This window comes from Bacillus sp. EB01 (assembly GCF_000613125.1).
In the GTDB taxonomy this organism is placed as follows: Bacteria; Bacillota; Bacilli; order Bacillales; family Cytobacillaceae; genus Bacillus_D.
On the sequence record NZ_HG964497.1, the window covers coordinates 977,220 to 1,001,707 of the forward strand.

The following is a 24,488-nucleotide window of genomic DNA, read 5'->3' on the forward strand; positions in this document are numbered from 1 at the left end:
CCCCCGGGGGTAGGGGTCTGACCCCTCCTTACTTTTTAACTCAATAAGCAGGGTTTCCCCTGCTTATTGGATTATGGTACTTTATCTTGCTATAAAGTATTTGCTTTCTTCTACGAGGCTACCCTTTTGGATTACCCTGATTTCCAGGCCGATTTCAAAGTCTTCGACACCGACTCTGTATGGAGGGAGCTGTTCTTCGCCGCAGCTATTGCTGCCCAGGCCGCTCTGCCTGTAGTCGATAGTCAAAACGTTATATGGTGATTTTTTAATTTTTCCGCGGTGCTTTGCCTCTTCTAGGGCTTCCGTTTCGTAATCATGGATAGTGAAGTCGCGAAGCTCATTAAAGTTAACAAGAATCGAGCGATCACCCTTTGATAGCGCCAGGAAGGAGGTATCGCATCTAGATCCATTCTCCTGAGGGTACACATAGTCAGTATGCATTTCTTCAACCGAACTGGTGTATAACCCAATAGGCTGGCTCCGCTTGGAGTCCTGATAACTCTCGGAATCGCCGCGTCCGTACCAGGTAACTTCGTTGTATGCCTGATTAAGCTTCATATTGATTCCAATCCTCGGCAGCATCTCCGGAATTTCTTTGCCTCTGATCACTTTCACGCCTGCCAACTGGATATTCAGTACTCCATCATAAGTAATCCTGTACGAATACGTTACGTCAAACCCCCAGCCTTGATTAATACTGGATAGATACTTTCTGATTTGCACATCAACCAAGCCTTCACCAACGTGGTGTTTGATGGAAACCATTTGTTCCCTGGCATGTTTAATGAAGTATTTATTAACCCAGGCATCACGCTTATACATGTCATTGTCAATCGATGCTCTCCAAAGCGTAAGCTCAGGGCCAGACTGAATGATTTCCTCCCCTTCGAGAACAAACGAAAGAAGGGCGCCTTCAACCTTTGAAAATTCCGCATTGAAATGCGGGCTCTCCACCGTTAACCGTGTTGTGGTTTCCTCAACATTTATTTGAGAATCGGAACGAACCAATTGGTCCTTAGTTGTCTTGATTCGCTTTGTATCCTCAATCAGCAAGCTTTCATTCGTGATTTGATGACACTTTTCCGCATAACTTGTCTCTTCCGGCTCATGGTAGCTAAGTCTAATCCAGACATCTTCATGTCCCTGAGCCTTTTCTAGGTTGATTGGCAAAGTATACTCAATGGTTTCACCAGCCGGAATATCCGGAAGTTGAACTTCCACTTCTTCTATTAACTGCGCAAACGATTCCACTCCGATTCGAAGCTGGATTCCTTTCAGGTTTCGGAAGTCGTACCTGTTTGTAATTTTCACCTGAAGCGGATTGCCTGGTACAGCTTCCGTCACAATTGGCTCGATTACTTTCTTATATTCAATTAATCCAGGGGATGGAGTCCGGTCAGGGAATACTAGTCCATCAATACAGAAGTTCCCATTGGTCGGGAAGTCTCCATAATCTCCGCCATAAAGATAATATTCATTTCCATTTTCGTCGATCTGCTGGATTCCATGGTCATACCATTCCCATATGAATCCGCCCTGCAGCCTTGGGTACTTCCTCATGACTTCCTGATATTCGGTCAATCCGCCAGGTCCATTTCCCATGGCATGGCCATATTCGCATAAAATATGAGGCTTTTTCCCTTCAGCATCTTGACCAATTTCCTCTAAAGCTTTCAACCTAGTGTACATAGTCGTGTACATATCGCTATAGGCTGCCACTCTGTCTCCTTCATAATGGACGAGCCTGGAGGGATCAATTTCCTTGATAGCCTGGTACATAGCGGTGAAATTACGACCTGCCCCTGACTCATTGCCAAGTGACCAAATAATCACGCTTGGATGGTTCCGGTCTCTTTGGACCATCCGGACTGCCCTGTCTACGTACTGCTTTTCCCACCGTTCGTTGTCGCTGATCCAATTATAATTGCCGGTATTTTCAAAACCGTGACATTCAAGATCTGTTTCATCAATAACATAAAGGCCATATTCATCACACAAGTCATAAAAAGCATCGAGATTTGGATAGTGAGCTGTTCTGACAGCATTAATGTTGTTCTGCTTCATAAGGATAACATCTTGAAGCATATCGTCATACGTGACCGTCCTGCCCATGACAGGGTTAAAGTCATGACGATTTACTCCATTAAAGAAAATGCGTTTCCCATTCAGCCTGATTTCATTGTCTTTAATTTCAATCGACCTGAAGCCGAATCTCACTGGCACAACTTCTGTTTTCCCAATAGGCAACTCATATTCTACGACTGCAGTATAAAGATTAGGGTCTTCGGCGCTCCATAACAATGGTTCAGCAATTTCCCTGCTTGATTGGAAGGCTCCGTCTTCAACATTGACGGAATAAGAGAGCTGCTCTTCACCTTTTAGGAAAAGCTTCACATTTAAACTGCTGGTCGCTTCTGTCCAAAAGGTACCGTTAATAGTAAAAGTGAATGATTGATACTGCTCATCCGGAATGGTTTCAATCCATACATCCTTCAGCGTATCTTTATGGTGCCTGAAAAGCTCGACACTTCTAAAAATGCCGGAAAGCCACCACATATCCTGGTCTTCCAAATATGTCCCGTCGGAAAATTGATACACTCTCACAGTCAAGCGGTTCGTTCCTTCATGGACGAAATCAGTAATATCAAACTCCGATGGCAGCCTGGAGACCTTGCTGAACCCCGCATGCTGGCCATTTACATAAAGGTCGAAAGCAGAATCGACACCATTGAATTTAAGAACGATGCTTTCGTCTTCCTTGACCTCCTCCAAAACTAAATCTTTAAAGTAAATCCCCGTTGGGTTTTCATGCGGCACATATGGAGGGTTGATCGGAAACAGGTACAAAACATCTGTATAATGCATGTTTCCATATCCCTTTAACTGCCAGCAGGAAGGTACTTCAATAGAATCCATGCCAGCTATGTCAAAGTCGGCTGCCTCAAAATGCTGAGGTGAATATTCCGGGGCTTGGAGATAAATGAATTTCCATTCCCCATCAAGGCTCTGGTAGCCTTTGCTCTTTTCCTTTTTCAAAGCTAGGGCTTCATTCAACTCTTTGTATCGATAAAAGTCTGTATGGGCAGGCAGCCTGTTCATAGCGAGCAAGCTGATATCTTCCCATCGTTTCATTTCTCGTTGCATTGCATAAACCTCCAAACTACTTTATCGAACCGCTAATTCCTTCAACGATGTATTTCTGTGCAAATGCGAATACGATTACCGGCGGAATTACCATAACAAGTGTCATCGCCATTATCGGGATTATTTGAAGCTCATGGATACCCTGGAATGATGCCAGCCCAAGTGCCATCGTATACTTCGATTGGTCCTGCAGATAAATTAATGGGCCAAGATAGTCGTTCCAAACCAGGATAATATTCAAGACAGCAATCAATGTCAGAGGTGCTCTCATGATTGGCAGGAAAATTTTATAAAAAATTTGAAACTCATTCGCGCCGTCAATACGGGCTGCATTTTCTAGATCCTTCGGTATGTTCATTAGGAACTGCCTAAGCAGGAAGATATTATAGGCTGATCCAAAGAATGCCGGAATGATAAGAGGTTTCAGCGTATTGATCCAGCCAAACATGTTGAACTCCATATAAAGCGGAATCATTGTAACGTCCCATGGAATCATCATCGTTGATAATAAGAGAACGAAAAGGATATTTTTATATTTAAAATCGTATCTGGCAAAGCCGTACGCCACCAGGGAACACGAAATCAACTGGCCGATTGTCGTCAATACAGTTACAATCATTGAGTTTTTAAAGTAGGTCCCGAACGGCTGGCTGTTCCAGGCATCAATAAAGTTGCTGAATAACGGCACATCAGGGATGAATTTTGGCGGGTATGTAAATACCTCAGGTTCTGACTTCAGTGCTGTAATCAGTGCCCAAACAAAAGGAAATAAAAAGTAAAGGGAGAAAATAACAAGAATCGTATAAACTACGAATTTATGCTTTTTTGTAAGCTTCATTATTTTTTACCTCCCTTTTTTTCTCTTTTTACTTCAGCTTCATAGAATACCCATGCCGAAGAAGACTTAAAGATTAACAGCGTCAGGAGCAGGATAATGATAAACATAAACCATGCGTTTGCGCTGGCATATCCGAGTTCATGGTGCTTAAATGCATTGTTATAAACGAATAATCCATAGAAATAAGTGGATTTTAATGGGCCCCCGCCAGTCAGAAGCAATACAAGCGTCAGCTGCTGGAGTGCGGCAATGACAGAAGTAATCAGGTTAAAGAGAATGGTAGGTGTAATGGTAGGAATCGTAATACTAAAAAATTGGCGAATTGGTCCTGCTCCATCAATTGAAGCAGCTTCATACATTTCAATCGGTATACTTTTAATATCGGTATAGAAAATCAGCATCATAGTTCCTACGCCCCAGGCGCTGGCAATAACGATTGTTACAATCGCCCATTTAGGATCGATCAACCAGCTTGGCCCATCAATTCCAATGAACGATAGGAGATAGTTAAAGACCCCGTACTCTGTATTGAACATCCATCCCCAGATTATCGATACCGCAACCCCTGATACGACTGCGGGCAGATAAAAGATGGTTCTGAACGCCTTGATACCTTTAACCGGCTGAGTAATCAGCATAGCAAGAATGAGCGCGATGATAAGGTTAAGCGGAACAAAAATAAGGGCAAATTTAAACGTGATGATAAGAGAATCATAGAACTGAGGGTCATCCGTAAACATCTTAGTAAAGTTGCCCATTCCTACAAACTTTGCTTCACCGGCAATCGGCCAATCAAATAAACTCATTACCAATGAAAAAGCTAAAGGCCCCAGCGTGAACACAATAAACCCTATAATCCATGGCAAAATAAATAAATATGGCACTCTCTTACGGACTAATGTGAACTTTTTTTGTTTTTCCTTTTTAGTAAACATATTTTTCCCTCTTAATGGTTTGACCTTAAAAACAATAACCGCTCTTTATAAAGGAAGAATGAGAAGAAATCGCTTTGTTAACGACTCATCCTCATTCCCCAAGTGAATGATTTTACTTAACTAGACTATTAAGCGCTTCTTTAGGTTCTACTCGGGTGCTAGGATTAAAGATTTGTTCGAAGACCAAACCTAAGTCCTCTGACAATTGACTCCAGTCTTCTGTGATAAACGAAGTTGGTGTATACTCATCACTTTGTTCAAGCATGTTGTAGAATACCTTTTTAATTGGGTCTTCTTGAAGTTTCTCTGATTCAACTACACTCTTAAGGACTGGCAATTCGAAAGAAAGCCTTTCTTTGTTAGCCTGCTCGCCTGTCCAGAATTCCATGAACCTGAACGCTTCTTCCTTATGCTTGGAATCCTTAGACATCGCAATACCCGAGGAACTTACGATACTAGCACTTGGTTTGTCACCGAACGACGGGATTTCAACAACACCAAAATTGATTCCAGCTTCTTCAAAAGCTGAAAGGTACCAGGCACCGTTGATAATCATACCAACCTTGCCTGACTTCATTTCTGTGTCGCCCCATCCTTCAGAGGTGATCGCTATATCTTTTTTAAGCATATCCTGGAACATTTCAAAGGTTTCGACTGACTTAGCAGAATTCAAATTCCCTTTCAAGTTCCCTTTTTCATCAGCATAGGAAGTGCCGTTGCCCCATAGATACATTTCAAAGTCATATGGGTCCGGTTTGCCAGGGAAAGCAAATCCTGTTGTCTTCTTGCCTTTGTCTGTCAGCTTTTCAGCGGCTGCCTGAAATTCATCCCATGTCCATCCAGCTTGAGGATACTCAATGCCTGCCTGGTCAAACAGGTCTTTATTGTAATAAACAACATGAGTTGTGTAGCCTACCGGAAGACCATAAATGTCGTCTCCTACAGAGTTGTAGTTCCATAGTGTTTCATAGAAATTATTCTTGTATTCATCCCCACGGTCTTTAATAAATGAATCAAGTGGTTCGAGCGCTTCTTTATATTGAGGATAATTCCACATATACATGATATCCGGAGCATCCTTAGCTCCGATACCTGCGGTGATCTTCGTATCATAATCCCCACCGTATGCTTCTAAAACTACTTTAATATCTTTGTTTTCTGCATTGAATTGATCAATCAGTTTTTGCTGGAGTTTAACATCGTCTCCAACATCCCATGTAGCAAAGCGAACCGTTACTTTACCATCCTCATCTTGTTTACTATTTGCTCCAGACGAACTGCATGCTGATAAAAATAAAGAGAGTACTAAAGTTAAAACGAGAAATAAATGCATTTTTGAAACCTTCATCATATCCCTCCTAGCTGTTTATAAGAGAATAATAGATTATGTTTTACTAAAAGTAAACCCTTTCACGACTAATTTTACTAAAATATTTTTAGGTAAGTTGGAATTTTACAACTTCTTCGAAAGAATGGTTAAAAATTAATCCAAATATGGATTTTATTAGAAATAATACCCCCTTAACCATATTGAATTTGGCACCTTTCACAGCGGAACAACCTAAATAATTAGACTTTTTACTAAAATTATCAGATAAACAGTAAAACTATAGACACTCTTTAAATCCGACATCTACCTATTTATTAAAACAGGGAGTACAGGTGTTGCTTCCATTTCAGTGAATAAGCAAATTCTAAGAACTTTTCCTCCGGAAGGCTTATTCTGAGTAAGAAACCTTTTCCAAGGGTATGATTACTATTGTGAAAATAAGGAGGGGTATACATATGATTTCTTTAAAAGGAAAGAATGCAATTATCACTGGAGCAGGAAGAGGTATTGGGCGTGCGGTTGCGATGGAACTTGCAAAAGAAGGTGTTAATGTAGGGTTGATTGGATTGAACATGTCCAATCTTGAAAAAGTCAGCACCGAACTCGATCAATTCGATGTGAATGTTTCAGCAGCTTCCGCCAATGTCACTGACCCGGAGGCGGTCACACATGCTGTCGAGCATATCAAAGCCGACCTTGGGCCGATTGACATTCTTATCAACAATGCCGGCGTCGGGAAATTCGGAGGCTTCCTTGAAATGGATCCTGATGAATGGGAGAACATCATCAAAGTAAATCTGATGGGTGTATACAATGTCACAAGAGCGGTATTGCCCGAAATGGTTGAACGGAAAACGGGAGACATCGTAAATATCTCTTCAACCGCCGGACAAAAAGGCGCACCAGTAACTAGCGCCTATAGCGCATCTAAATTTGCGGTACTGGGCTTGACTGAGTCCTTGGCACTTGAGGTTCGTAAGCACAACATCCGCGTTACGGCATTAACACCGAGTACCGTCGTCACTGACTTAGCGGTAGAAACAAATTTGATTAACGGTGACCCTGAACGAGTGATGCATCCAGAAGATTTGGCAGAATATCTCGTTGCCGGACTGAAGCTGAATCCAAGAGTATTTGTGAAATCAGCGGGACTTTGGTCAACGAATCCGTAACCAGTTCGTGATTTTTTCTTTCATAACTTAAAAAAGAAGGATGGTCCCTGTGCATCAACAAGCATGAACCATCCTTCATTTACTAATTATAGGCCTTACATTGGCCTATCCCATTAAACAGCAAGCCGATTTCTTTGTTTCAAAAAATTATAAGAACTACAATTAAAGGGAACCGGCCGGTTGGCCAAACTAAAAAACTACGAAGAGGTGGTTTTATAATGTCAACGAACTTTTACGACAAATCGCATACACGCCATTTCAACAGAATAGCAGAACTAGCCCCCGAGCAAGCCGAAGCATTCTCGAAGTTTAATGAGGCAGTTTTTCAAGACGGCGCCCTTAGCAAAAAACAAAAAGAAATTGTTGCAGTGGCAATTGCTCATGTTACCCAGTGCCCTTACTGCATTGATTCACATACGAAAAAGGCAAAACAAGAAGGTGCTTCCCTCGAAGAGCTTGTCGAGGCGGCATTTGTGACTGCTGGAATTGAAGCAGGAGGTGCGGTCACCCATAGTACTCACATCAAAAATGCCCAGGACCCTGAAGCTGAGGATAACCTGTACACAAGAAGCAATCTAAAGAATCTAAGCTTTATCGGAAGGAATGCCCATGTCGGCTTTAGGGGCTACTCCAATTTCAGCGCTGCCTCAACAAAGGACGGAAAGCTCAGCAATAAATTTAAAGAAATTATCTCTGTCGCAGTCGCTCATGCTACACAATGCCCATATTGTATTGATGTCCATACGAAAAAGGCTGTCGAAGCAGGCGCCAGCAACGAGGAGCTGTCAGAAGCAGTACTCGTTTCATCAGCACTGCTGGCTGGCGGAGCATATGCACACATCGCCAACTTAATTGAAAGCTATGGGGAATAGGTAGCAGCTTTATGCTGTTCGATTTGGGATGTTAGTTTTCCAACCCTACCTCCTTGCTCTTTTGGATATTCGACACAATGAAGGACGGTTCTCTTCTGCCCATTTGGCAAACGAGAACCGTCCCTAATCTTATTTTAAGAATGCCTCAATATGCCCGTTAAGCTGCTCAAGGTCGTCAACAAGCGGTGAATGTCCGCAGTCTGTCAGCTCAACGTATTTGGCATGACCGCCGAAGTCCGCAAGAATTTCCTCTGTCATAAGTTTATTAACAACCAGATCCCTGTCTCCCCAAAGCACAAGGACAGGAATTTTGATATTCTTAACCTGGTCCGTCCCTTCTGTCAGACCATTATGCCTGCTGCTGATATTGAAGGTATTAAGAGAATGATAGACTTCAGCAAGCGTCCGCTGGGTCAGCATATCATCCACATATTCCTCATACAGCTCTGCATCCGGCTGATTCTTTGTATAAATAAGCATATTCCAGGTTGCTTTAAGGAAGTCCCTGTTGTTCTGGTCATAGGCTGTCTGAATCGCAACTGTTGTAGGATGCACCTTAACGTCTTCGTATGTAGTCACGCGGTTACTCGTGTCCGGCAAGCCTTCGGGCGTTACTCCGAAGAATGGATAGCCCCTTGTCGAAGCAGATTCAAGGAGGATTAACTTGTCGCAATATCCGGGATAATCAGCCGTAAACTGCATGCAGACAGCTCCACCGGTCGACCAGCCAATCATCGCAAAATCCTTTAGGGCGAGAGCATCAACAAACAACTTAATATCATCTGAAAAGTCTTTGATGGACATGACCTTTTTGTGGTAGGTTGATTCCCCGAAACCCCTCATGTCTACAGCAATGATTTTGAACTCAGAATCCATACGGTCAATCAGCAAATCCCAATGCTTGGAAGACGTCATGTTGCCATGAACAAGCAAGACATTCTTTTCTCCGCCTTCACGTTCCCGGTAAGAAAGCGTCTCCCCATTCGGTAGATCAACCTTTTTTAGCTCGACTGACAAAGCCTTCGTTTTTCCCACTACAAACACCCTTTCCCTTATGGTTGGCTGTATTCAGGCATAGCGGTATCTCTAGTATATTCTTTCTGCTTTTATTTGGAATTCCCTTCTTCTACTGCCGCCTTTAAGCAAAAAAAAGGGAAATTCCACCTAATACTTAATCCCTTTATTAAATCCCTTACTATCTTTTAACTATATGGATGATCAGAATCTGACGGGGTAAAATTGAAAGATAAGGAGACGTCTGCCTGCTTCGCTTCCTCGTAATCTATACGGCTTTTTTATATTACAATTTAGCATCGAATCACTAGAAGCGAGACTCTTTGGTACCACATGATCAAAGAAGTATTGAGGTGACCAAAAGTTTTCTCAGTATAACTTTAATCATTTAGGTATTCCTATCTGATGATTGCTGCTTAAATATTTTCACCGAACAGATAGTGTACATACCTTTCCGTTTTTTATCATTAACTGTTCGCCTCACCCGACCTCTTTCTCCTGCTTGATGTGAACAGGTATCTCCGATAGAACCAAAAGGGAAGACGCACATGCGATTGAATTTCCGAGTGGTCCCAACTCTCCAGTGATTATTCACAAACAATTTCTTTACAAGCATATTAAAAAAAGTCACAAAAAAAGCCTTCAATGGGCATTTGACGCCATAATCATTGAGGGCTTTTTTATCAAAAATTCAATCGATTACTCTTTCGGGACAGGAATACACATTGAACGATTCACTCCGAATAAAACCAACAGCTGTGATATTCAAATCATTCGCAAGTTTGATTGCCAGGTCAGTGGGTGCCGACTTGGATAAAACAATGCCAACACCAATCTTTGCTGCTTTCAGGAGAACTTCCGAAGACACTCTCCCACTAAAAACGATAATTTTGTCACGTACAGGAATGTTGTTCAAGATACTATATCCAAATAATTTATCAAGCGCGTTATGTCTGCCAATATCGGTACGGACAGCAATAATTTCATCCGGTGAACACAGTGCCGCATTATGAACCCCTCCCGTTTTCTGAAAAACCACTGAGCGGTTTTGCATTTGATCCATAAGATAAATGCTCTGCGATGCACTAATTTTTGTTTTTGACATGGAAGTCCTCGCTGTCCGGGCGTCATTGTGAAAATAAAACTGACGGCTTTTCCCGCAGCAAGAGCCAATAAACCGCTTTGAATAATACTGCTGGTTTGTTGTTGAGTTCACTTTTAAATCTACGTAGGCATAGCCTTTATTTTCGTCAATGTTGATTGAAAGAATGTCACTGTAGGTACGTATGACCCCTTCTGATGCAAGGAAACCAATTACCATTTCATCAAAGTGGGTAGGAGTAACAACCATGGTGGCAAACTCAGCGTCATTCACGAAGACAGTCAAAGGGAATTCATTCACAATTACATCTTCAACATTGCAGAATCGGCCATTGGCATATTTAGTTATTTGATATTTTTGGCTCATACTTTCAAGCATTTTATCACCCAAATTCTTGACGAATTTTTGAATAATTAAAATCTAACCACATTCTTATCGATTACACAAGAAAAATATACAACGTGCACATAGTGAAAAATTAATAGAATAGGAGTTGCACTTGAGTTTGTGAAATGATAAAATTTTTTTAAAGTTCACAAAAATGTCACATTTTAACTCGGAATAGCGATCCTGTTTGCGATTAAAATCGTGCACATTTGAAAGCGATTACTGTTAGTCTAAAAGTAGCGATCCTGCTGGAACCTAACCGTCAGTCTTTTTCTGCATGCCATTTTTTGCATGCACGATGGATTGGCGGTTTTTTTGCTGCAATTGCTTAGCAGGCTAACAGGATAATAAAAAACATTTCTACGGTGCAGAAATATCTTAACGAGGAGGAACGTTATGAGAAAAACGAAAAACCGCTGGCTAATTGCCACATCGGCTGTGGGAATCCATATTTCCATCGGCTCTGTCTATGCATGGAGCAACTTTACAAATCCTTTAATGGAGCAGTTTGGCTGGACTGCAAAACAAGTGCAATTTACATTCAGCCTCGCCATTCTGTTCCTTGGTCTGTCCGCTGCTTTCCTTGGCCACTTTGTTGAAAAGCACGGCCCGAGAAAAGCAGGATTGCTTTCTGCAGCCTTCTTCGGTGCTGGAATCATAGGTTCTGGTCTAGCTGTAAAGCTTGGATCACTGCCGCTACTTTACATCACATATGGTGTCCTTGGTGGTATTGGTCTTGGGGTTGGATATATTGCACCAGTATCCACGCTGGTAAAATGGTTTCCTGACAGGCGCGGCCTCGCAACAGGACTTGCTATCATGGGATTTGGTTTCGCGGCTGCAATTAGCAGTCCAATCATGGATTCATTGATAAAATCTGTGGGCGCTGCAAATACATTTTTTATTTTAGGAGTTGCCTACCTGGCAATCATGACATTATCTTCCCTTTATTTAGAAAAGCCTCCTACAGATTGGCTTCCTGAAGGATTCAAGGAAAAAGTCCAATCCGGCAAAGCCAAAATTAAGCAGGATTTGTCACAACTAACGGCAAATGAAGCTGTTAAAACTACCCGCTTCTATTATTTATGGCTGATGCTTTTCATAAACGTTACATGCGGAATTGCGATTCTATCCGCTGCAAAGCCTCTTGCACAAGAAAGCATTGGATTAACAACTGCCGGAGCAGCAGCACTTGTAGGAGTCATGGGACTTTTCAACGGTTTTGGCCGCCTCGGCTGGGCATCTATTTCCGATTATATTGGCAGGCCTAATACGTACACTATTTTCTTTGCAACTCAAATTGTATTATTTGCCTTGTTACCGCATACAACCAATGCATTCCTTTTCCAAGTCATGCTAGCCATTGTCTACACTATGTACGGCGGCGGATTCGCTTCCATTCCTGCCTATATCGGTGATTTGTTTGGAACAAAACAGCTAGGAGCAATCCATGGCTATATCCTTACAGCTTGGGCGGCCGCAGGCTTGGCGGGCCCTATGTTTGCAGCATGGATGTACGACGCTACACAAAGCTATGCAGCAAGCCTTACCTATTTTGCAGTATTATTTGTGGTTGCTCTCGCTGTATCCATCCTAATCCGTTACGACATCAAAAAACTTAGCAGTAAAAACGAACAGCAAAGAAGTCTCGCTTCTTAATTTCTTTTCTATAGTGGCTTCGTATGGTAAAATACCAAGAATTAGAAAGCCTCTAGAGCAGGGGGAAATTATGAATAAATACGAAGCAGAGTTTAGCAATTTGGTCCGTTCCTTTCGGAAAAAGCATATGGGGAAAGGGCCAAGCAAGATAACGACAACTTTCTGTAAAAAATGGGCCATTTGTGAAATGGAAGGAAACCTTTCACCGGTAGAAAAATTTATTGCTTCTGCCGATGAGGGTAAACAAGCATTGCGGGCAGCCAGAACCGAAATGGTAAAAGACATGTATCGTAAAAATCCACCGGTAGAAATGGAACAATTCCTCGGTTGCAAATTCGTTGAGTTGTTCGTAGATATTGATATTGACCGCGATTTTGGAATGTCTATTTTTGTTTTCGACGAAGACATTGAAAAAAAGTATTGCAACTAAAATAAGGTATGGCGCTTGGCAGCGATCCTGCTAAAGACTAACCACCGTTCACCTGAGAATTTACTAGAATTCCAGGTTTTCGGTGGTTTTTTCTTTTTAGAGGAAAAAGGGCGGAGTGCCATCAGCAAGTCCTCAAAGTCCAAATTGAATTTCTGTTGCAGACTGAGCTTAAGTTCTGCTTTGGTCAACCGAGCTAGAATATTTCCGTTTCATTTATGTGGATAAAGATTTAAATAGGAGTGTTTTATATGGGAAAAACGAAACATCCAGGACCTCAGAAAAAATCGGCTATGCCGGCTCCAGAGCATTGGGTAAGCCCCATTCCGTTCGGGCTCGGCAAAGTAAAGCCGAAACATATTCGTGATACAGTTAAAACACTATGGGACAACCGGGACAATTTCGGCTATGCCACTAATATCCTGACAAAAGGAGTTTGCGATGGCTGTGCACTTGGTGTCTCGGGACTATACGACCAGACATTGACAGGTCCGCATATTTGTACAACACGGTTAAATGTTCTCCGCTTGAATACGGCAGGTCCGATTAAACCGGAAATCTTGCATGCGGATATCGATGAATTAAAAAAATACAGCAGCTCTGAACTCCGTAAGCTCGGCAGAATTCCATATCCAATGATTCGCCGAAAAGGTGAGCGAAGGTTTTCCCGTATTACGTGGGATGAAGCAATGGATATGATTGCCGGAAAAATGAAACAACTCGATCCCAAACAATATGCTTTTTATCTCACAGCCCGAGGGATTACTAATGAATCCTATTATGTAGCAGGGAAAGTGTCCCGTTTTCTTGGTACCAACAATATTGACAATGCTAGCAGAATTTGCCATTCCCCTTCCAAGACCGCAATGAAGCGCTCTATCGGGGTAGGTGCTTCAACCTGTAACTACCTCGATTGGATTGGAACGGATGTGTTGGTATTCTGGGGCAGCGTTGCCTCCAATAGTTCGCCGGTTTCCTCCAAATACATGCTAGAAGCAAAGAAAAAGGGAACTAAAATCATTGTAGTTAATCCATATAGAGAACCTGCCATGGATAAATACTGGATTCCGTCCAATCCTGAATCGGCCCTGTTTGGAACAAAACTTGCCGATGATTTTTACCAGGTTAATATTGGCGGGGATATTGCCTTCATACATGGAATTATGAAGCATTGGTTTGACATGGAGGAGGTTATCCAAGGTTCGGCAATCAACCATGAATTCGTCAATGAACATGTAAATGGCTACCTTGAGTTAAAGACACATGTTCAGCAGCAATCCTGGGGTGATATTGTTGCATCCTCCGGGGTTACAAAAGAACGAATCATTGAGCTTGCAGAACTGCTTGCCGGGAGCAAGAATGCTGTTTATGCATGGGCCATGGGATTGACGATGCATTCTTTTGCTACAGATAACATTTCGCAAGTTGCCAACCTTGCTTTAATGCGGGGCCACCTCGGCAGAAAACATACAGGATTAATGCCATTCCGCGGCCATTCTTCCGTACAGGGATCAGGCGAAATGGGCGCAGATCCGTTTGTCTTACCAGGTGGAGATTATTATGGTGCCAATATTGATCGGATTGAAACACTTTGGGGATTCAAGCTGCCTGATTGGCAGGGTGATATCGTAGGTGTAACCTTGGAAAATATAATCCTTCCAGATGATCATGAACGCAAAATAAAACTTTACTATATGTCAGGTGGAAATTTCCTGGAAACGATGCCGGAACCTGATTTTATTGAAAAGGCATTATCCGAACTTGAAATCCGTGTCCATCAGGATATTATCCTTAACACGTCTACCCTACTGGATGCCAAGGAAGCAGTAATTGTCCTGCCTGCAAAGACCCGTTACGAGCAGGAAGGCGGCGGTACCTCTACTTCTACTGAACGGATGGTCTACTTCAGCCCTGAGATTAAAGGTAACAAGAACCGGATTGAGGAAGCCCGTGAAGAATGGAAAATCTACGTTGAGCTTGCAAAGCGAGTGAAACCGGAAGCTGCAGCTGCAGTGGATTTTAAGGACGCCCAGGAAATCCGGAATGAAATCGCATTAGCAAATCCTAACTATGACGGCATTCAACATCTGAAGAATGCAGGAGATGTATTCCAGTGGGGGGGCTCCTGGTTGTGCGAAGACGGAATCTGCCCTACTCCGGATGGAAGAGGCAATCTGATTGCTGTTGATATTCCTGACCTCGGTAAAAAGGATGGCCAATTCATTGTCACATCCCGCCGCGGCAAGCAGTTTAACTCAATGGTCTATAATGAAGTCGATCCTTTGAACGGTGCCGGCCGCTATGATGTTTTAATGAATGCAGAAGATGCAAAGGAATTAAGCATTGCTGAAGGTGAAGGAGTCGTTCTTTACAACGGATTCGGCGTGTTCCAGGGAAGAGCGAAGTTTGTAGACGTCTCCAGGGGTAATGTACAAGTCCATTTCCCGGAAGGAAACTTTTTGCTTCCAAGAGGCCGCTATGAAAAATATGCCGGAATCCCCGACTACAATATTACTGTGAGTCTTGAAAAAGCAGACCGCTTCAATGCACGTAAAGACGTTCAATTTGTTGAAAGTCGCATAGAAGAAGACGAAATTGATGCTCCAGCATAAAGTGAACCTTCCATCAATAGGGGTTTGTTCATCCCCCACTGATAGTTAGTCGCGCAGAGCCCGATGCATTTTTCTAAGAGCTAAAGCCCTAAGAAAAATCTTAGTTCACCAATCGGACCTTAAGGGACAGTTGCCCTTTAAGGCTTACTGTCCCTTAAGAGTGGGATAAAATAATTCCCGACAGGTTTCATTTTATTAGCCTTTTTATATCAACGAAAAGAAGTAGTCTAATTCATTTTGGAATGCTTCTTTTCATGATGATTAGGTTTTTCTACTTAAAAACCGAACCCGTTACTTTATTTATCAGGAACTGTTTTAACAGACTCTTACCACTCCGAATATCCATCGTTCATATTAAAAATTTGCTTAAATCCATTTTCGCTGAGGATTTCCGAGGCCTGCTGGCTTCTGTTTCCGCTTCGGCAATAAACAAGATATGTCTTGTCCTTATCCAGCTTCGCCATTTCACTTTCAATGACTTGAATTGGAATCATTACAGCACCGTCTATATGGCCAGCTTGATATTCTTCAGGGGTACGGACATCTAATATACCATCAATCTCCCCGCTATCCACCAGTTCCTTTGCTTTAGCCACATCAACAGTTTCATATGAACTTCCTGAACATCCCGCAAGAGCAAAAATCAATACTAATAGGATACCTGCTAGTTTTTTCATAAGTTAGTTCCCTCTCTTCACTATTACCCCTTAGGGTATTTACAAGTATTATACTTCGATATGGAATGATTTTAATAACATCAGTATTACAATATTGTGTATGTTTCTCTGTACTAATTATCACTAATTTGTACCCGCATAAGCGTAAATAAAGATATATAGTTCGGAAATACTATCAAGTGATTCTAAAAAGAAAATCAGGTGAATGCATGGACCGTAACTTTGCAATCGATTTTATTAAATTTTTTGCTATATTTGCTGTTGTAGTGATCCACACCTTTCCTAGTGACCATATAGTTGGTTACTTTATTCTTGATAACATTTCAAGGTTTGCTGTTCCATTTTTCTTTATGGCATCAGGGTATTTTTTCGGCCGCAAAGTAACCAACATAAATAAAAACAAATGTTATTTTAAAAAATACGTCTTAAAAATCCTTAAGATTTACATCAGCTGGCTCGTCTTTTACTTCATATACGATCTAGTGATGATTTTAGCAGGCGACGGGAATGTACGCAGTGAATTATCTTCTTATTTAGAAGGATTATCCTTTCTTGGCCTCCTCTATTATGGAGAAGGGACGAGCGGTTATCAGTTGTGGTTTGTTATTGCCCTTGTCTGGAGCATCTCTATCCTTTACTTGTTTTTCAACCTTGAAAAAACCGGGATTCTTTTGGTCACAAGCTTTTGTTTGTACATCTATGGACTTTTTGGGCAGGCGTATTCAGTTTTCTTCGAATCTCCCGAAAGCACCCGTGATGCTTTGTTCTTTGGCCTTTTTTACACAACAGCAGGTTTTTGGTTTTCTTACAGCAAACCTCTTAAACATCATCAAAATCTAACTAAAAAGACGAACTTCTATTTATTTCTCTTATTCTCAATCCTACAGATTATTGAAGGCCTTTTGCTCGAAAAAGGGCTAGGCTCCAGGCATGGGGAGTTCTTTCTCTCCACTATGTTCCTGACGATATTCCTGTTTTCTTTTGCGCTGCATAATCCACAACTCGGAAAAGGCCTGCTTATAACTAAAATCGGCGGAAATGCACTCGGAATTTATGCTGTTCATGTCTTCCTCATTGATATGGTGGATTTGCTTTTTCATGCGGCAGGCCTGGGGAATGTGTCCCACTCTTTATTATGGAACCTTGTTGATGCTTTCCTTGTGTTCAGTTTATCGTATCTTGCATACCAGCTTATTCAGTCTGCTAAAGCTCGCTTGATGTAAGCGTACCCACACTCGCTTGTTCGGCAGCAATCGAAGGAAACAGGGAACCGTCCCTGTTTTTTCCACAAGGAACTGGTCACAAAAGGTAAACATTTGAGTGAAAAAGGTGTACAATAGCCATTGGCAATAGGGACCAGTCCCTAATACATAATGAGTAGTAACAGAGGTGCTTACGTTGTTCAGGTTAAGTTTACAGGTCGTAGTCATTGGTTTTTGTTCAGCTCTTTTCGGGTTTGCGTACAACACTTTTCTGATTCCGCATAAGCTGGCATCGGGTGGTGTCAGCGGAATTGCTTTCTTTGTCCATCATCTTTTTAATATTAATACCGGTTTGGCTGTTTTGATGTTCAATATCCCTTTATTCATCCTTGGAATAAAGTATTTAGGCAGGAAGTTTATTTTCCTAACTATTTATTCAGTTGTCGTTTTGTCTTTAAGCCTAAAGTTCATCCCTATCCATGCGGTAAGCGACGATATCCTTCTTTCCTCCATTATAGGTGGTGCGCTGTATGGGATTGCTATTGGGTTGATTATTAGAACAGGTGGTTCGACCGGCGGGACAGATATCGTGAGTCTTATTCTTTCACAGAAAAAGAACATGCAGGTTGGTTTTTTGAATATCTGCATGAATCTTGCTGTCGTTGCAATCTCGGGAATAGTTTTCGGCTGGAATATTACGTTATATACGATGATTGCCATTTATGTGGCCGGAAGTGCGGTAGATATGGTTTACACCACTCAAAACAAATTGACAGTTATGATTGTTACCGAGAAATATCAAGAACTTAGTGATGCCCTGCTTGAATTGCATGCCCGGGGAATTACAATAACAGATGCCGAAGGTGCATACACCCATAAGCCTAAAAAAGTCCTAACCACTGTGATTACAAAGTATCAATTAAATGAAACTAAATATACGATTAAACAAACCGACCCCCATGCATTCGTTAACATTACCCATACCCACGAGGTCATGGGCCGGTTCAGAAAGGCCATTTAAATTTTTCTATTCAAGAAAGGACAGTCCTCTTGCTTCTCTTAAGCAGGCGACTGTCCTTTTTATTTGGGAACTTATTTCGGGAAAGAAAGGTTCAATGTATAAGTGTTGCCACTCGTACCATTGAGCGGATCAATATCAGTTTGCCTTTTTACATTTCGCTCCTTTACCGGATTTTTTTAACAGGTTTTATAAAGTTTCTAAGAGGTATTCGTCCTATGTAGGGGGGATGGTATTGTTTTCCTGGGATGACCTGCAAACATTTACATGGGCCTTTTTTGTTGTGATGCCAATTGTTGCCTTCATACATGCATTTGGGCATGTTTTTTTCATTTTTCTTTTTGGAGGCAAAGCAGACTTAAATGTTGGAAGAGGAAGAAAGATCCTTTCATTGGGACGAATGCACTTTTTCATCCTTTATTTCATAGATGCTGCATGCCAGTACACTGACATTAAGAGGGAAAAGAGATGGAAACACGCATTGATTTATGGAGGCGGTATTATTTTTAACGGCCTAACGATTTTTATCGTTAATACTTTGATTACACAGGGTATATGGCCAGAAAGCCAGTTCTTTTATCAACTGGTCTATTTCTCTCTATATTATATTTTTTTCTCGTTGCTCCCGGTCGACTATGGAAAGGACAATCCAAGTGATGGAAGAGCAATTTATTTAGCATTAAGATATGGATACTCATTTAAAGAGGTTGAATGAATCTTTATTAAAATCCTCGGGGTAACCATGGCTATAAGTGCAAGAATAACCTCTCCTCAACTATGTTTGGGACGGTGCAAGAAACTTGATCGTCCTCCCTTGCCTATATAAACCTGAAAAGGAGGACGTTCCACCTGCTTCCTTTAGCTGGCAGAACGTCCTTTTTTAAAAAATATTACATATCCCCTGGATGAATGAAGGTATGCCTTGCTCTTCCCTTATCTGCTTCTGCGAATTAGGCGGTAAACCATAACCGCCCCTCCTAACTGCGGAGACGGGAACCGCCCCTACTCCACCGTAACTGATAGCGATTTAACGAGAATGGATGGCGAGCCGATTGGTGAGAGTGGGAATGTCAGGTCGGAGCCGATCTTCACAACATCCCTTAGCATTTGATAAAAGTTTCCTGCTATCGTCATCAAGTTGACTGGATATTGAATCTTTCCGTCTTTGATGTAGAAACCGTTTGCCGCAACCGAGAAGTCGCCTGATACAGTATTGGCACCTGAATGCAGTCCTGAAAGACTTGTAATCAAAACACCTTCGTCTATTGAACCGAGCAACTCACTGAATTCAGCAGAAGAAGGCTCGATGTAGAAATTGGATGGACCAACCTTAACAGCTGACTTATATGAATCTTTATAGGCATGCCCTGTTGTTGATGTTCCATCCTTTTTAGCGGTTTTTTGATTATGAAGTAAGGACTGCAGTACGCCTGATTCAACAACCGTAAGCTTCCTGGTAGCCACTCCCTCGCTGTCGAACGTCCGGCAGCCAAGGCCGCCTTCAAGGAACGGGTCATCGACAATTGTAATCATGCTCAAAGCAATTTCTTTACCTCCCTTATCCTTTAAAGGAGATATCCCTGCCTGCGTATTCTCTGCGGAAAAATTGCCCGAGTAGACAGCCAGCAGCTGGGCCGCGGCGTTGTTTTTAATGAGCACAGAGTAATTTTTGCTTTCAATCGGCCTCGAGTTCAACTGAGCAATTGCCTTCTCTGCAGCCTTTTGAGCGATTTCCCTGGCATTTAACTTGTTAAAATCCTGGGTTAACTTAAATTCAAACGCAGTCTTCGTTTCATTCCCATCCTTGACAATCGCCTCAATGTACGCGTACAGGAAGTTCAGTCGATCGCTGACATTCAGTCCCTTATTATTCGCAAGCGTCCTCGTAACAGACTCGTTACGGATTGCGCACCAGTCGGTCGCTTCAAACCGTGGATCAAAGGCAAGCAGTTCTTTTTCAACATCCTTGATGAATTGAATCTTTTCAGGTATTCCTATCTCATCAAGGGAATCTGAATAGAAATTCCCCTCCTCATACTGGCTGCTACCTGTAAAAATCTCTTCGTGTGCTTCATCATTCACAATTTGCGCATTTTCCTTTGCATTCTTAATTAAGAATGGAATTGAATCCTCATCGAGCTTTTCCGTATAGGCATAGCCCATCTTTCCATCTATAATGCCCCGGAATGACAGGCCGCCGTCTTCGGCAATCTCGTACTGGTCAATTTCACCCTTATATACCTGGCAGCCAAACACTTCCTTTTTCTCCAGATATATTTCTACATCCGTAAAACCGCTTTTCTCCGCTTCCTTAAACAACAGTTCACTTATTGTCATTGCCTATTCCCCCTTTGTCCCGCCAACTGTAATCTCGCTGACACGAATCATCGGCTGGCCAACATTCACCGGGATGCTTCCACTTTGGGATCCACACATGCCAGCCCCATGGCCGAGGTTATTTCCAACCATATCGACGAGCTGAAGAGTTTTCGGCCCATTCCCAATTAAGGTCGCCCCTTTCAGCGGACGGCCAAGTTTCCCGTTATTCACTTCATACGCTTCCATGATCGCAAAATTATAATCACCGGTTGCTGGATTGACCTGTCCGCCGCCCATATACTTTGCATAAATGCCATGTTCGGTATTGGAGACAATTTCTTCTGGAGTCGATTTACCTGGAGCGATGTACGTATTGGTCATCCTTGAGGTTGGCGCAAACCTGAACGACTGCCTCCGTCCGGAACCGGTCGAGTCCATTCCCATACGCCGTCCATTGAATTTATCAATCAAGTAACCTTTTAAAATTCCATTTTCAATTAGGACTTTCTTCCTGGCTTTTTCGCCTTCATCATCGATTGTAATTGAACCCCATTCATTTGGAATCGTCCCATCATCTATGTATGAAACAATTTCAGGTGCAACCCGCTCGCCAACCCGGTTGGCAAACACGGAATTATTTTTCGCAACAGCAGTTGCTTCCAGGCCATGCCCACATGCTTCATGGAAAATAACGCCGCCGAATTCGTTATCGATAATGACAGGGAACTTGCCACTTGGACAGGGGGCTGCATCAAGCATTGTCACTGCGATCCGGGCAGCTTCATGTGCATAATGATCGAGGTTGAGGTTTTCGAAAAACTCAAAACCTTGATAAGCTCCTGGCCCATAAAAGCCAGATTCCATTTTATGATCCCTGACCGCTACCGCTTGAATCGCCAGCCTTGACCGGACCCGTTTATCCTCAACAAACCTGCCTTCCGAATTAGCAATCAATACGTTTTGTTCTTCATCCATCAACCGAACGGTAACCTGGGATATAGAAGAATGATAGTTCCTCGCTTTTTCATAAGCTGTTTGCAGGATTGCTGCTTTACGAGCTTTCTCAATATCCTGTGGCATGATTTGAATAGGATGGATTGAATCTGCCGTTTGCTGGCTGAAAGGTGCCAGGCCGGTTGAAGCCTTACCTTTAATCGCCTGGGCTGCACGGTTGGCCGCCTTCAAAAGCCCTTCCCTGCTAAAGTCTGTTGTATAGGCATAGAAACTCTGAAACTCATTAAACACTCGGATCCCGACGCCGAAATCCCTTCCCGACAAAGCCGTTTCAACTCTGCCGCTTTGGTAAGTAAGATTATTCGTGAACCTATCCTCAACGAAAATTTCCGAAAAATCTCCACCTGTCGATAAAGCTGCAGTAAGCACATCTTCTACTAAACTTTTACTAAGCATAACAACCTCCTATAATGGAAAAATTGACCACCTGACATAAATATTCGCCAAACCAGCCAACTATTCCTCCCCTCTGGCAAAATAGGGACAGTTCTCTGCCTAAATAAAAAACCAGTCTCACATTCGAGACTGGTTCAGCTGATTCAACTACTTTTCAGGTATTTCGCACCCATCATCATCACAGAGGTTCCCATCTTGATTTAGAATGGTGATTTTTTTCTCATCCTCCGCGATGACTTTTTCCAACGCCTGGACAAATGTTTCCGTCGGCTGAGCACCGGAAAGGGCATATTTTTGATTAATCAGGAAGAATGGCACCCCTGAAATCCCGTATTGCCGAGCCATTTGCTCATCAGTTCGAACCTCGGCAGTCATATCTTCACTGGCAAGCATGTTTCTTACCGCTTCCCGGTCAAGTCCTACTTCCACTGCCAATTCAACTAAGGTTTCATGGTCGCCAATATGCCTGGATTCTGTGAAATAAGCTTGTAAAATCCGTTCAGTCATTTCTTTCATCAGGCCTTGAGTCTTGGCGAACATCGTTAACCGGTGGGCATCAAATGTGTTTGTCAGGATCATCGTGTCCATCTGATAATCGAGGCCGACTTCCTTCGCCATTTGAACTACACGGTCTGTATTCGCTTTAGCTTGGGCAAGGCTCATTCCGTATTTTTTAGCCAGCTTTTCATTCATGTTTTCCTTTATATCCCGAGGTGCGTCCGGCTCCAACTCATAGCACCGGTATGTCACTTCTATCGGGTGGTCAATCTGCTTAATGGCGTCCTCCAGACGCCTTTTGCCAATATAGCAGAATGGTCAAGCAAAGTCCGTCCACATTTCAATATGCATATTGTATTCCTCCTTTACTTCTTTCCACTTAGTATAGGGGGTTGAGTTATTTTTTACACGGGATTTGCCTGACTCAAATAACTGGTTGCATGATATAGTGGGCATATAAAACTTTAGTCCACTTTATATGGAGATGAAATACTTGAGCGAAAAAAATACAGTGATAGTCATTGGCGGCGGCATTGCCGGAAAGCTTGCTGCCAGGGTGCTGTCAGACCATTTCAAAAAAGTAATCATACTGGAAAGAGATGCTGAGCCACAGGGGCCGTTACCTAGAAAAGGTGTACCCCAAGGAGCTCATTTACACGCCCTCCTACATGCAGGTGAACATGGCCTTGAATCTTTATTCCCTGGAATCACAAACAGGTTTTATGATAGCGGTGCAATTAAAATCAACTCTACAAGAGACCTCGCCTGGTTCCACCATGGTGTCTGGAAACTTCAATATGATGGGGGCTACTCAACTACACTTCAAACCAGGCCACACTTGGAATGGCACATTGACCAATACATAAAGGAAATTCCGAATATTGCTTACTATTATAACCACTCTGTAAAATCCTATCACTACGACAAGCAGGCGAACAAAGTAACAGGAGTGACTGCAAGCAGCCCTGAAGCAGACTCTATTACCCTCGATGCTAATCTAGTTGTTGATGCAAGCGGGTCAGGAAGTTTTACCGGAGCTTGGCTTGAAAAGTTAGGCCTCGCTCTCCCTACGGAAAAAGCAACAATAGGGTTAACTTATGTCAGCAAGTTTTTTCAGCTGCCAGAGAACCCTAAGCGGAACTGGTCGATTAAGCTCATCTATCCCGAGCCGCCTCTCGGGGAGATAGGGGCTACTCTTTCCAGGGTGGAAGGGAATCGGTATATTGCAACCATATTCGGCTATCAAAATGCCATTAATGAAAAAAAAGCAGGAGTGGATAAGGAAGCATTTTTAGAGCTTGCCAAAAAGCTTCCTAAACCCGATATTTATACCGAATTAAGCAAGGGCAAGCCTCTTTCAAAAACAAGCATTTTCCGTGTCCCTCAAATTAGTTGGAGGCGGTTCGAAAAAGTCAAGGAACTTCCCGAAGGGCTGCTCATGGTGGGGGACACGATATGCCGGATTGATCCTGTTTTCGGACAGGGGATGAGCGTTGCTGTTTTGGAGGCACTTGAACTTCACCGCTTATTGAAAAAAGACATCCCTTTAAATAGGCTTGCCTACATGTTTCATAAAAAAACTGTGAAAATTATAGCGCCTGTCTGGACCATGGTATTGTCTGAAGACCTTCGTTATTCGGGGATACAAGCAAAGAAACCATTTGGCTTATCCGCTCAACAATGGTTCACAAAACAAATTTTCCTTCTTTCCTCCGAGGATCGAAACGTTTATGACTCTTTCATTAAAGTAATGAACCTTGTGCAGCCTGCCACCATTCTAATGAAGCCCGGTATTCTCAAAAAAGTTATAGTCCGAGGCTTCTTTAGGAGGAAATGAATTTCAAACAAATACAAAATGGCGGTCGCCTTCGA

At 42.5% G+C, this 24,488-nt stretch carries 19 protein-coding genes; 9 read left to right on the forward strand and 10 right to left on the reverse strand.

From position 1 onward, the window contains the following. Positions 1-81: 81 nt before the first annotated feature. The 4 genes from TY16_RS04355 to TY16_RS04370 all read right to left on the reverse strand — a co-directional run bounded on the left by TY16_RS04355 (position 82) and on the right by TY16_RS04370 (position 6,265). Entirely contained in the window at positions 82-3,144 is a 3,063-nt protein-coding gene (locus TY16_RS04355) for a glycoside hydrolase family 2 TIM barrel-domain containing protein (RefSeq protein WP_043930543.1), read from the reverse strand. Between the two features lie 16 nt (positions 3,145-3,160). Further along, positions 3,161-3,982 carry a carbohydrate ABC transporter permease gene (locus TY16_RS04360; protein ID WP_043930544.1) on the reverse strand — a complete coding sequence of 274 codons (822 nt, stop codon included), beginning with the start codon at positions 3,980-3,982 and terminating at the stop codon, positions 3,161-3,163. Continuing rightward, the gene (locus tag TY16_RS04365; RefSeq protein WP_043930545.1) at positions 3,982-4,917 is read right to left on the reverse strand and encodes a carbohydrate ABC transporter permease; all 936 of its coding nucleotides are present in this window, start codon (positions 4,915-4,917) and stop codon (positions 3,982-3,984) included. The genes TY16_RS04360 and TY16_RS04365 overlap by 1 nt, the downstream gene beginning before the upstream one ends. A gap of 112 nt (positions 4,918-5,029) precedes the next feature. Further along, the gene (locus TY16_RS04370) at positions 5,030-6,265 is read right to left on the reverse strand and encodes an ABC transporter substrate-binding protein (RefSeq protein WP_043930546.1); all 1,236 of its coding nucleotides are present in this window, start codon (positions 6,263-6,265) and stop codon (positions 5,030-5,032) included. A gap of 437 nt (positions 6,266-6,702) precedes the next feature. Between TY16_RS04370 and TY16_RS04375 the strand changes: the two genes are divergently transcribed. Together TY16_RS04375 and TY16_RS04380 are read left to right on the forward strand one after the other, a co-directional pair. Then, complete coding sequence (locus TY16_RS04375) at positions 6,703-7,419, forward strand: 3-ketoacyl-ACP reductase (RefSeq protein ID WP_043930547.1); 717 nt, start codon at positions 6,703-6,705, stop codon at positions 7,417-7,419. A 218-nt stretch (positions 7,420-7,637) separates the two neighbouring features. Then, positions 7,638-8,291 (forward strand): carboxymuconolactone decarboxylase family protein, encoded by a 654-nt coding sequence (locus tag TY16_RS04380; RefSeq protein ID WP_043930548.1) that lies wholly within the window; start codon positions 7,638-7,640, stop codon positions 8,289-8,291. A gap of 129 nt (positions 8,292-8,420) precedes the next feature. Here the strand turns inward: TY16_RS04380 and phaZ are convergent, their stop codons facing one another. Both phaZ and fdhD read right to left on the reverse strand, forming a co-directional pair. After that, the gene (gene phaZ / locus TY16_RS04385) at positions 8,421-9,326 is read right to left on the reverse strand and encodes an intracellular short-chain-length polyhydroxyalkanoate depolymerase (RefSeq protein ID WP_231505556.1); all 906 of its coding nucleotides are present in this window, start codon (positions 9,324-9,326) and stop codon (positions 8,421-8,423) included. A 670-nt stretch (positions 9,327-9,996) separates the two neighbouring features. Then, positions 9,997-10,785 carry a formate dehydrogenase accessory sulfurtransferase FdhD gene (gene fdhD / locus TY16_RS04390; protein WP_043930549.1) on the reverse strand — a complete coding sequence of 263 codons (789 nt, stop codon included), beginning with the start codon at positions 10,783-10,785 and terminating at the stop codon, positions 9,997-9,999. Positions 10,786-11,190: 405 nt separating this feature from the next. On the opposite strand from fdhD, the gene TY16_RS04395 reads away from it, so the two are divergent. The 3 genes from TY16_RS04395 to TY16_RS04405 all read left to right on the forward strand — a co-directional run bounded on the left by TY16_RS04395 (position 11,191) and on the right by TY16_RS04405 (position 15,492). Beyond that, complete coding sequence (locus TY16_RS04395; protein WP_043930551.1) at positions 11,191-12,453, forward strand: L-lactate MFS transporter; 1,263 nt, start codon at positions 11,191-11,193, stop codon at positions 12,451-12,453. A gap of 70 nt (positions 12,454-12,523) precedes the next feature. Then, on the forward strand, positions 12,524-12,883 hold the full coding sequence (locus tag TY16_RS04400) for a DUF2294 domain-containing protein (RefSeq protein ID WP_043930553.1): 360 nt from the start codon (positions 12,524-12,526) through the stop codon (positions 12,881-12,883). 248 nt (positions 12,884-13,131) lie between these two features. Beyond that, positions 13,132-15,492 (forward strand): FdhF/YdeP family oxidoreductase, encoded by a 2,361-nt coding sequence (locus tag TY16_RS04405; protein WP_043930554.1) that lies wholly within the window; start codon positions 13,132-13,134, stop codon positions 15,490-15,492. Positions 15,493-15,818: 326 nt separating this feature from the next. Here the strand turns inward: TY16_RS04405 and TY16_RS04410 are convergent, their stop codons facing one another. Next, positions 15,819-16,169 carry a rhodanese-like domain-containing protein gene (locus TY16_RS04410; RefSeq protein ID WP_043930555.1) on the reverse strand — a complete coding sequence of 117 codons (351 nt, stop codon included), beginning with the start codon at positions 16,167-16,169 and terminating at the stop codon, positions 15,819-15,821. A gap of 209 nt (positions 16,170-16,378) precedes the next feature. On the opposite strand from TY16_RS04410, the gene TY16_RS04415 reads away from it, so the two are divergent. From TY16_RS04415 to TY16_RS04425, 3 genes are all read left to right on the forward strand, one after another. Next, on the forward strand, positions 16,379-17,392 hold the full coding sequence (locus tag TY16_RS04415; protein WP_043930557.1) for an acyltransferase: 1,014 nt from the start codon (positions 16,379-16,381) through the stop codon (positions 17,390-17,392). 175 nt (positions 17,393-17,567) lie between these two features. After that, positions 17,568-18,392, forward strand: coding sequence for a YitT family protein (locus TY16_RS04420; RefSeq protein ID WP_043930558.1), 825 nt, complete (start codon positions 17,568-17,570; stop codon positions 18,390-18,392). Between the two features lie 226 nt (positions 18,393-18,618). Beyond that, a complete protein-coding gene (locus tag TY16_RS04425; RefSeq protein WP_231505557.1) occupies positions 18,619-19,104 on the forward strand; it encodes a hypothetical protein in 486 nt (161 codons plus the stop codon). A 287-nt stretch (positions 19,105-19,391) separates the two neighbouring features. Here the strand turns inward: TY16_RS04425 and TY16_RS04430 are convergent, their stop codons facing one another. The 3 genes from TY16_RS04430 to TY16_RS04440 form a co-directional block, all read right to left on the reverse strand. Next, positions 19,392-20,726 (reverse strand): TldD/PmbA family protein, encoded by a 1,335-nt coding sequence (locus TY16_RS04430; RefSeq protein WP_043930561.1) that lies wholly within the window; start codon positions 20,724-20,726, stop codon positions 19,392-19,394. Positions 20,727-20,729: 3 nt separating this feature from the next. Then, on the reverse strand, positions 20,730-22,118 hold the full coding sequence (locus tag TY16_RS04435) for a TldD/PmbA family protein (protein WP_043930562.1): 1,389 nt from the start codon (positions 22,116-22,118) through the stop codon (positions 20,730-20,732). A gap of 147 nt (positions 22,119-22,265) precedes the next feature. Next, positions 22,266-22,967, reverse strand: a complete 702-nt coding sequence (locus TY16_RS04440) for a DsbA family oxidoreductase (RefSeq protein ID WP_081772883.1) — start codon at positions 22,965-22,967, stop codon at positions 22,266-22,268. Between the two features lie 133 nt (positions 22,968-23,100). Between TY16_RS04440 and TY16_RS04445 the strand changes: the two genes are divergently transcribed. After that, the gene (locus TY16_RS04445; protein WP_043934502.1) at positions 23,101-24,453 is read left to right on the forward strand and encodes an FAD-dependent monooxygenase; all 1,353 of its coding nucleotides are present in this window, start codon (positions 23,101-23,103) and stop codon (positions 24,451-24,453) included. Positions 24,454-24,488: the final 35 nt, after the last annotated feature.

Bases quoted from the DNA above. Each gene is read 5' to 3' on its own strand.
- TY16_RS04355 (WP_043930543.1), bottom strand. From the start codon at position 3,144: ATGCAACGAGAAATGAAACGATGGGAAGATATCAGCTTGCTCGCTATG.
- TY16_RS04360 (WP_043930544.1), bottom strand. From the start codon at position 3,982: ATGAAGCTTACAAAAAAGCATAAATTCGTAGTTTATACGATTCTTGTT.
- TY16_RS04365 (WP_043930545.1), bottom strand. From the start codon at position 4,917: ATGTTTACTAAAAAGGAAAAACAAAAAAAGTTCACATTAGTCCGTAAG.
- TY16_RS04370 (WP_043930546.1), bottom strand. From the start codon at position 6,265: ATGAAGGTTTCAAAAATGCATTTATTTCTCGTTTTAACTTTAGTACTC.
- TY16_RS04375 (WP_043930547.1), top strand. From the start codon at position 6,703: ATGATTTCTTTAAAAGGAAAGAATGCAATTATCACTGGAGCAGGAAGA.
- TY16_RS04380 (WP_043930548.1), top strand. From the start codon at position 7,638: ATGTCAACGAACTTTTACGACAAATCGCATACACGCCATTTCAACAGA.
- fdhD (WP_043930549.1), bottom strand. From the start codon at position 10,785: ATGCTTGAAAGTATGAGCCAAAAATATCAAATAACTAAATATGCCAAT.
- TY16_RS04395 (WP_043930551.1), top strand. From the start codon at position 11,191: ATGAGAAAAACGAAAAACCGCTGGCTAATTGCCACATCGGCTGTGGGA.
- TY16_RS04400 (WP_043930553.1), top strand. From the start codon at position 12,524: ATGAATAAATACGAAGCAGAGTTTAGCAATTTGGTCCGTTCCTTTCGG.
- TY16_RS04405 (WP_043930554.1), top strand. From the start codon at position 13,132: ATGGGAAAAACGAAACATCCAGGACCTCAGAAAAAATCGGCTATGCCG.
- TY16_RS04410 (WP_043930555.1), bottom strand. From the start codon at position 16,169: ATGAAAAAACTAGCAGGTATCCTATTAGTATTGATTTTTGCTCTTGCG.
- TY16_RS04415 (WP_043930557.1), top strand. From the start codon at position 16,379: ATGGACCGTAACTTTGCAATCGATTTTATTAAATTTTTTGCTATATTT.
- TY16_RS04425 (WP_231505557.1), top strand. From the start codon at position 18,619: ATGGTATTGTTTTCCTGGGATGACCTGCAAACATTTACATGGGCCTTT.
- TY16_RS04430 (WP_043930561.1), bottom strand. From the start codon at position 20,726: ATGACAATAAGTGAACTGTTGTTTAAGGAAGCGGAGAAAAGCGGTTTT.
- TY16_RS04435 (WP_043930562.1), bottom strand. From the start codon at position 22,118: ATGCTTAGTAAAAGTTTAGTAGAAGATGTGCTTACTGCAGCTTTATCG.
- TY16_RS04445 (WP_043934502.1), top strand. From the start codon at position 23,101: ATGAAATACTTGAGCGAAAAAAATACAGTGATAGTCATTGGCGGCGGC.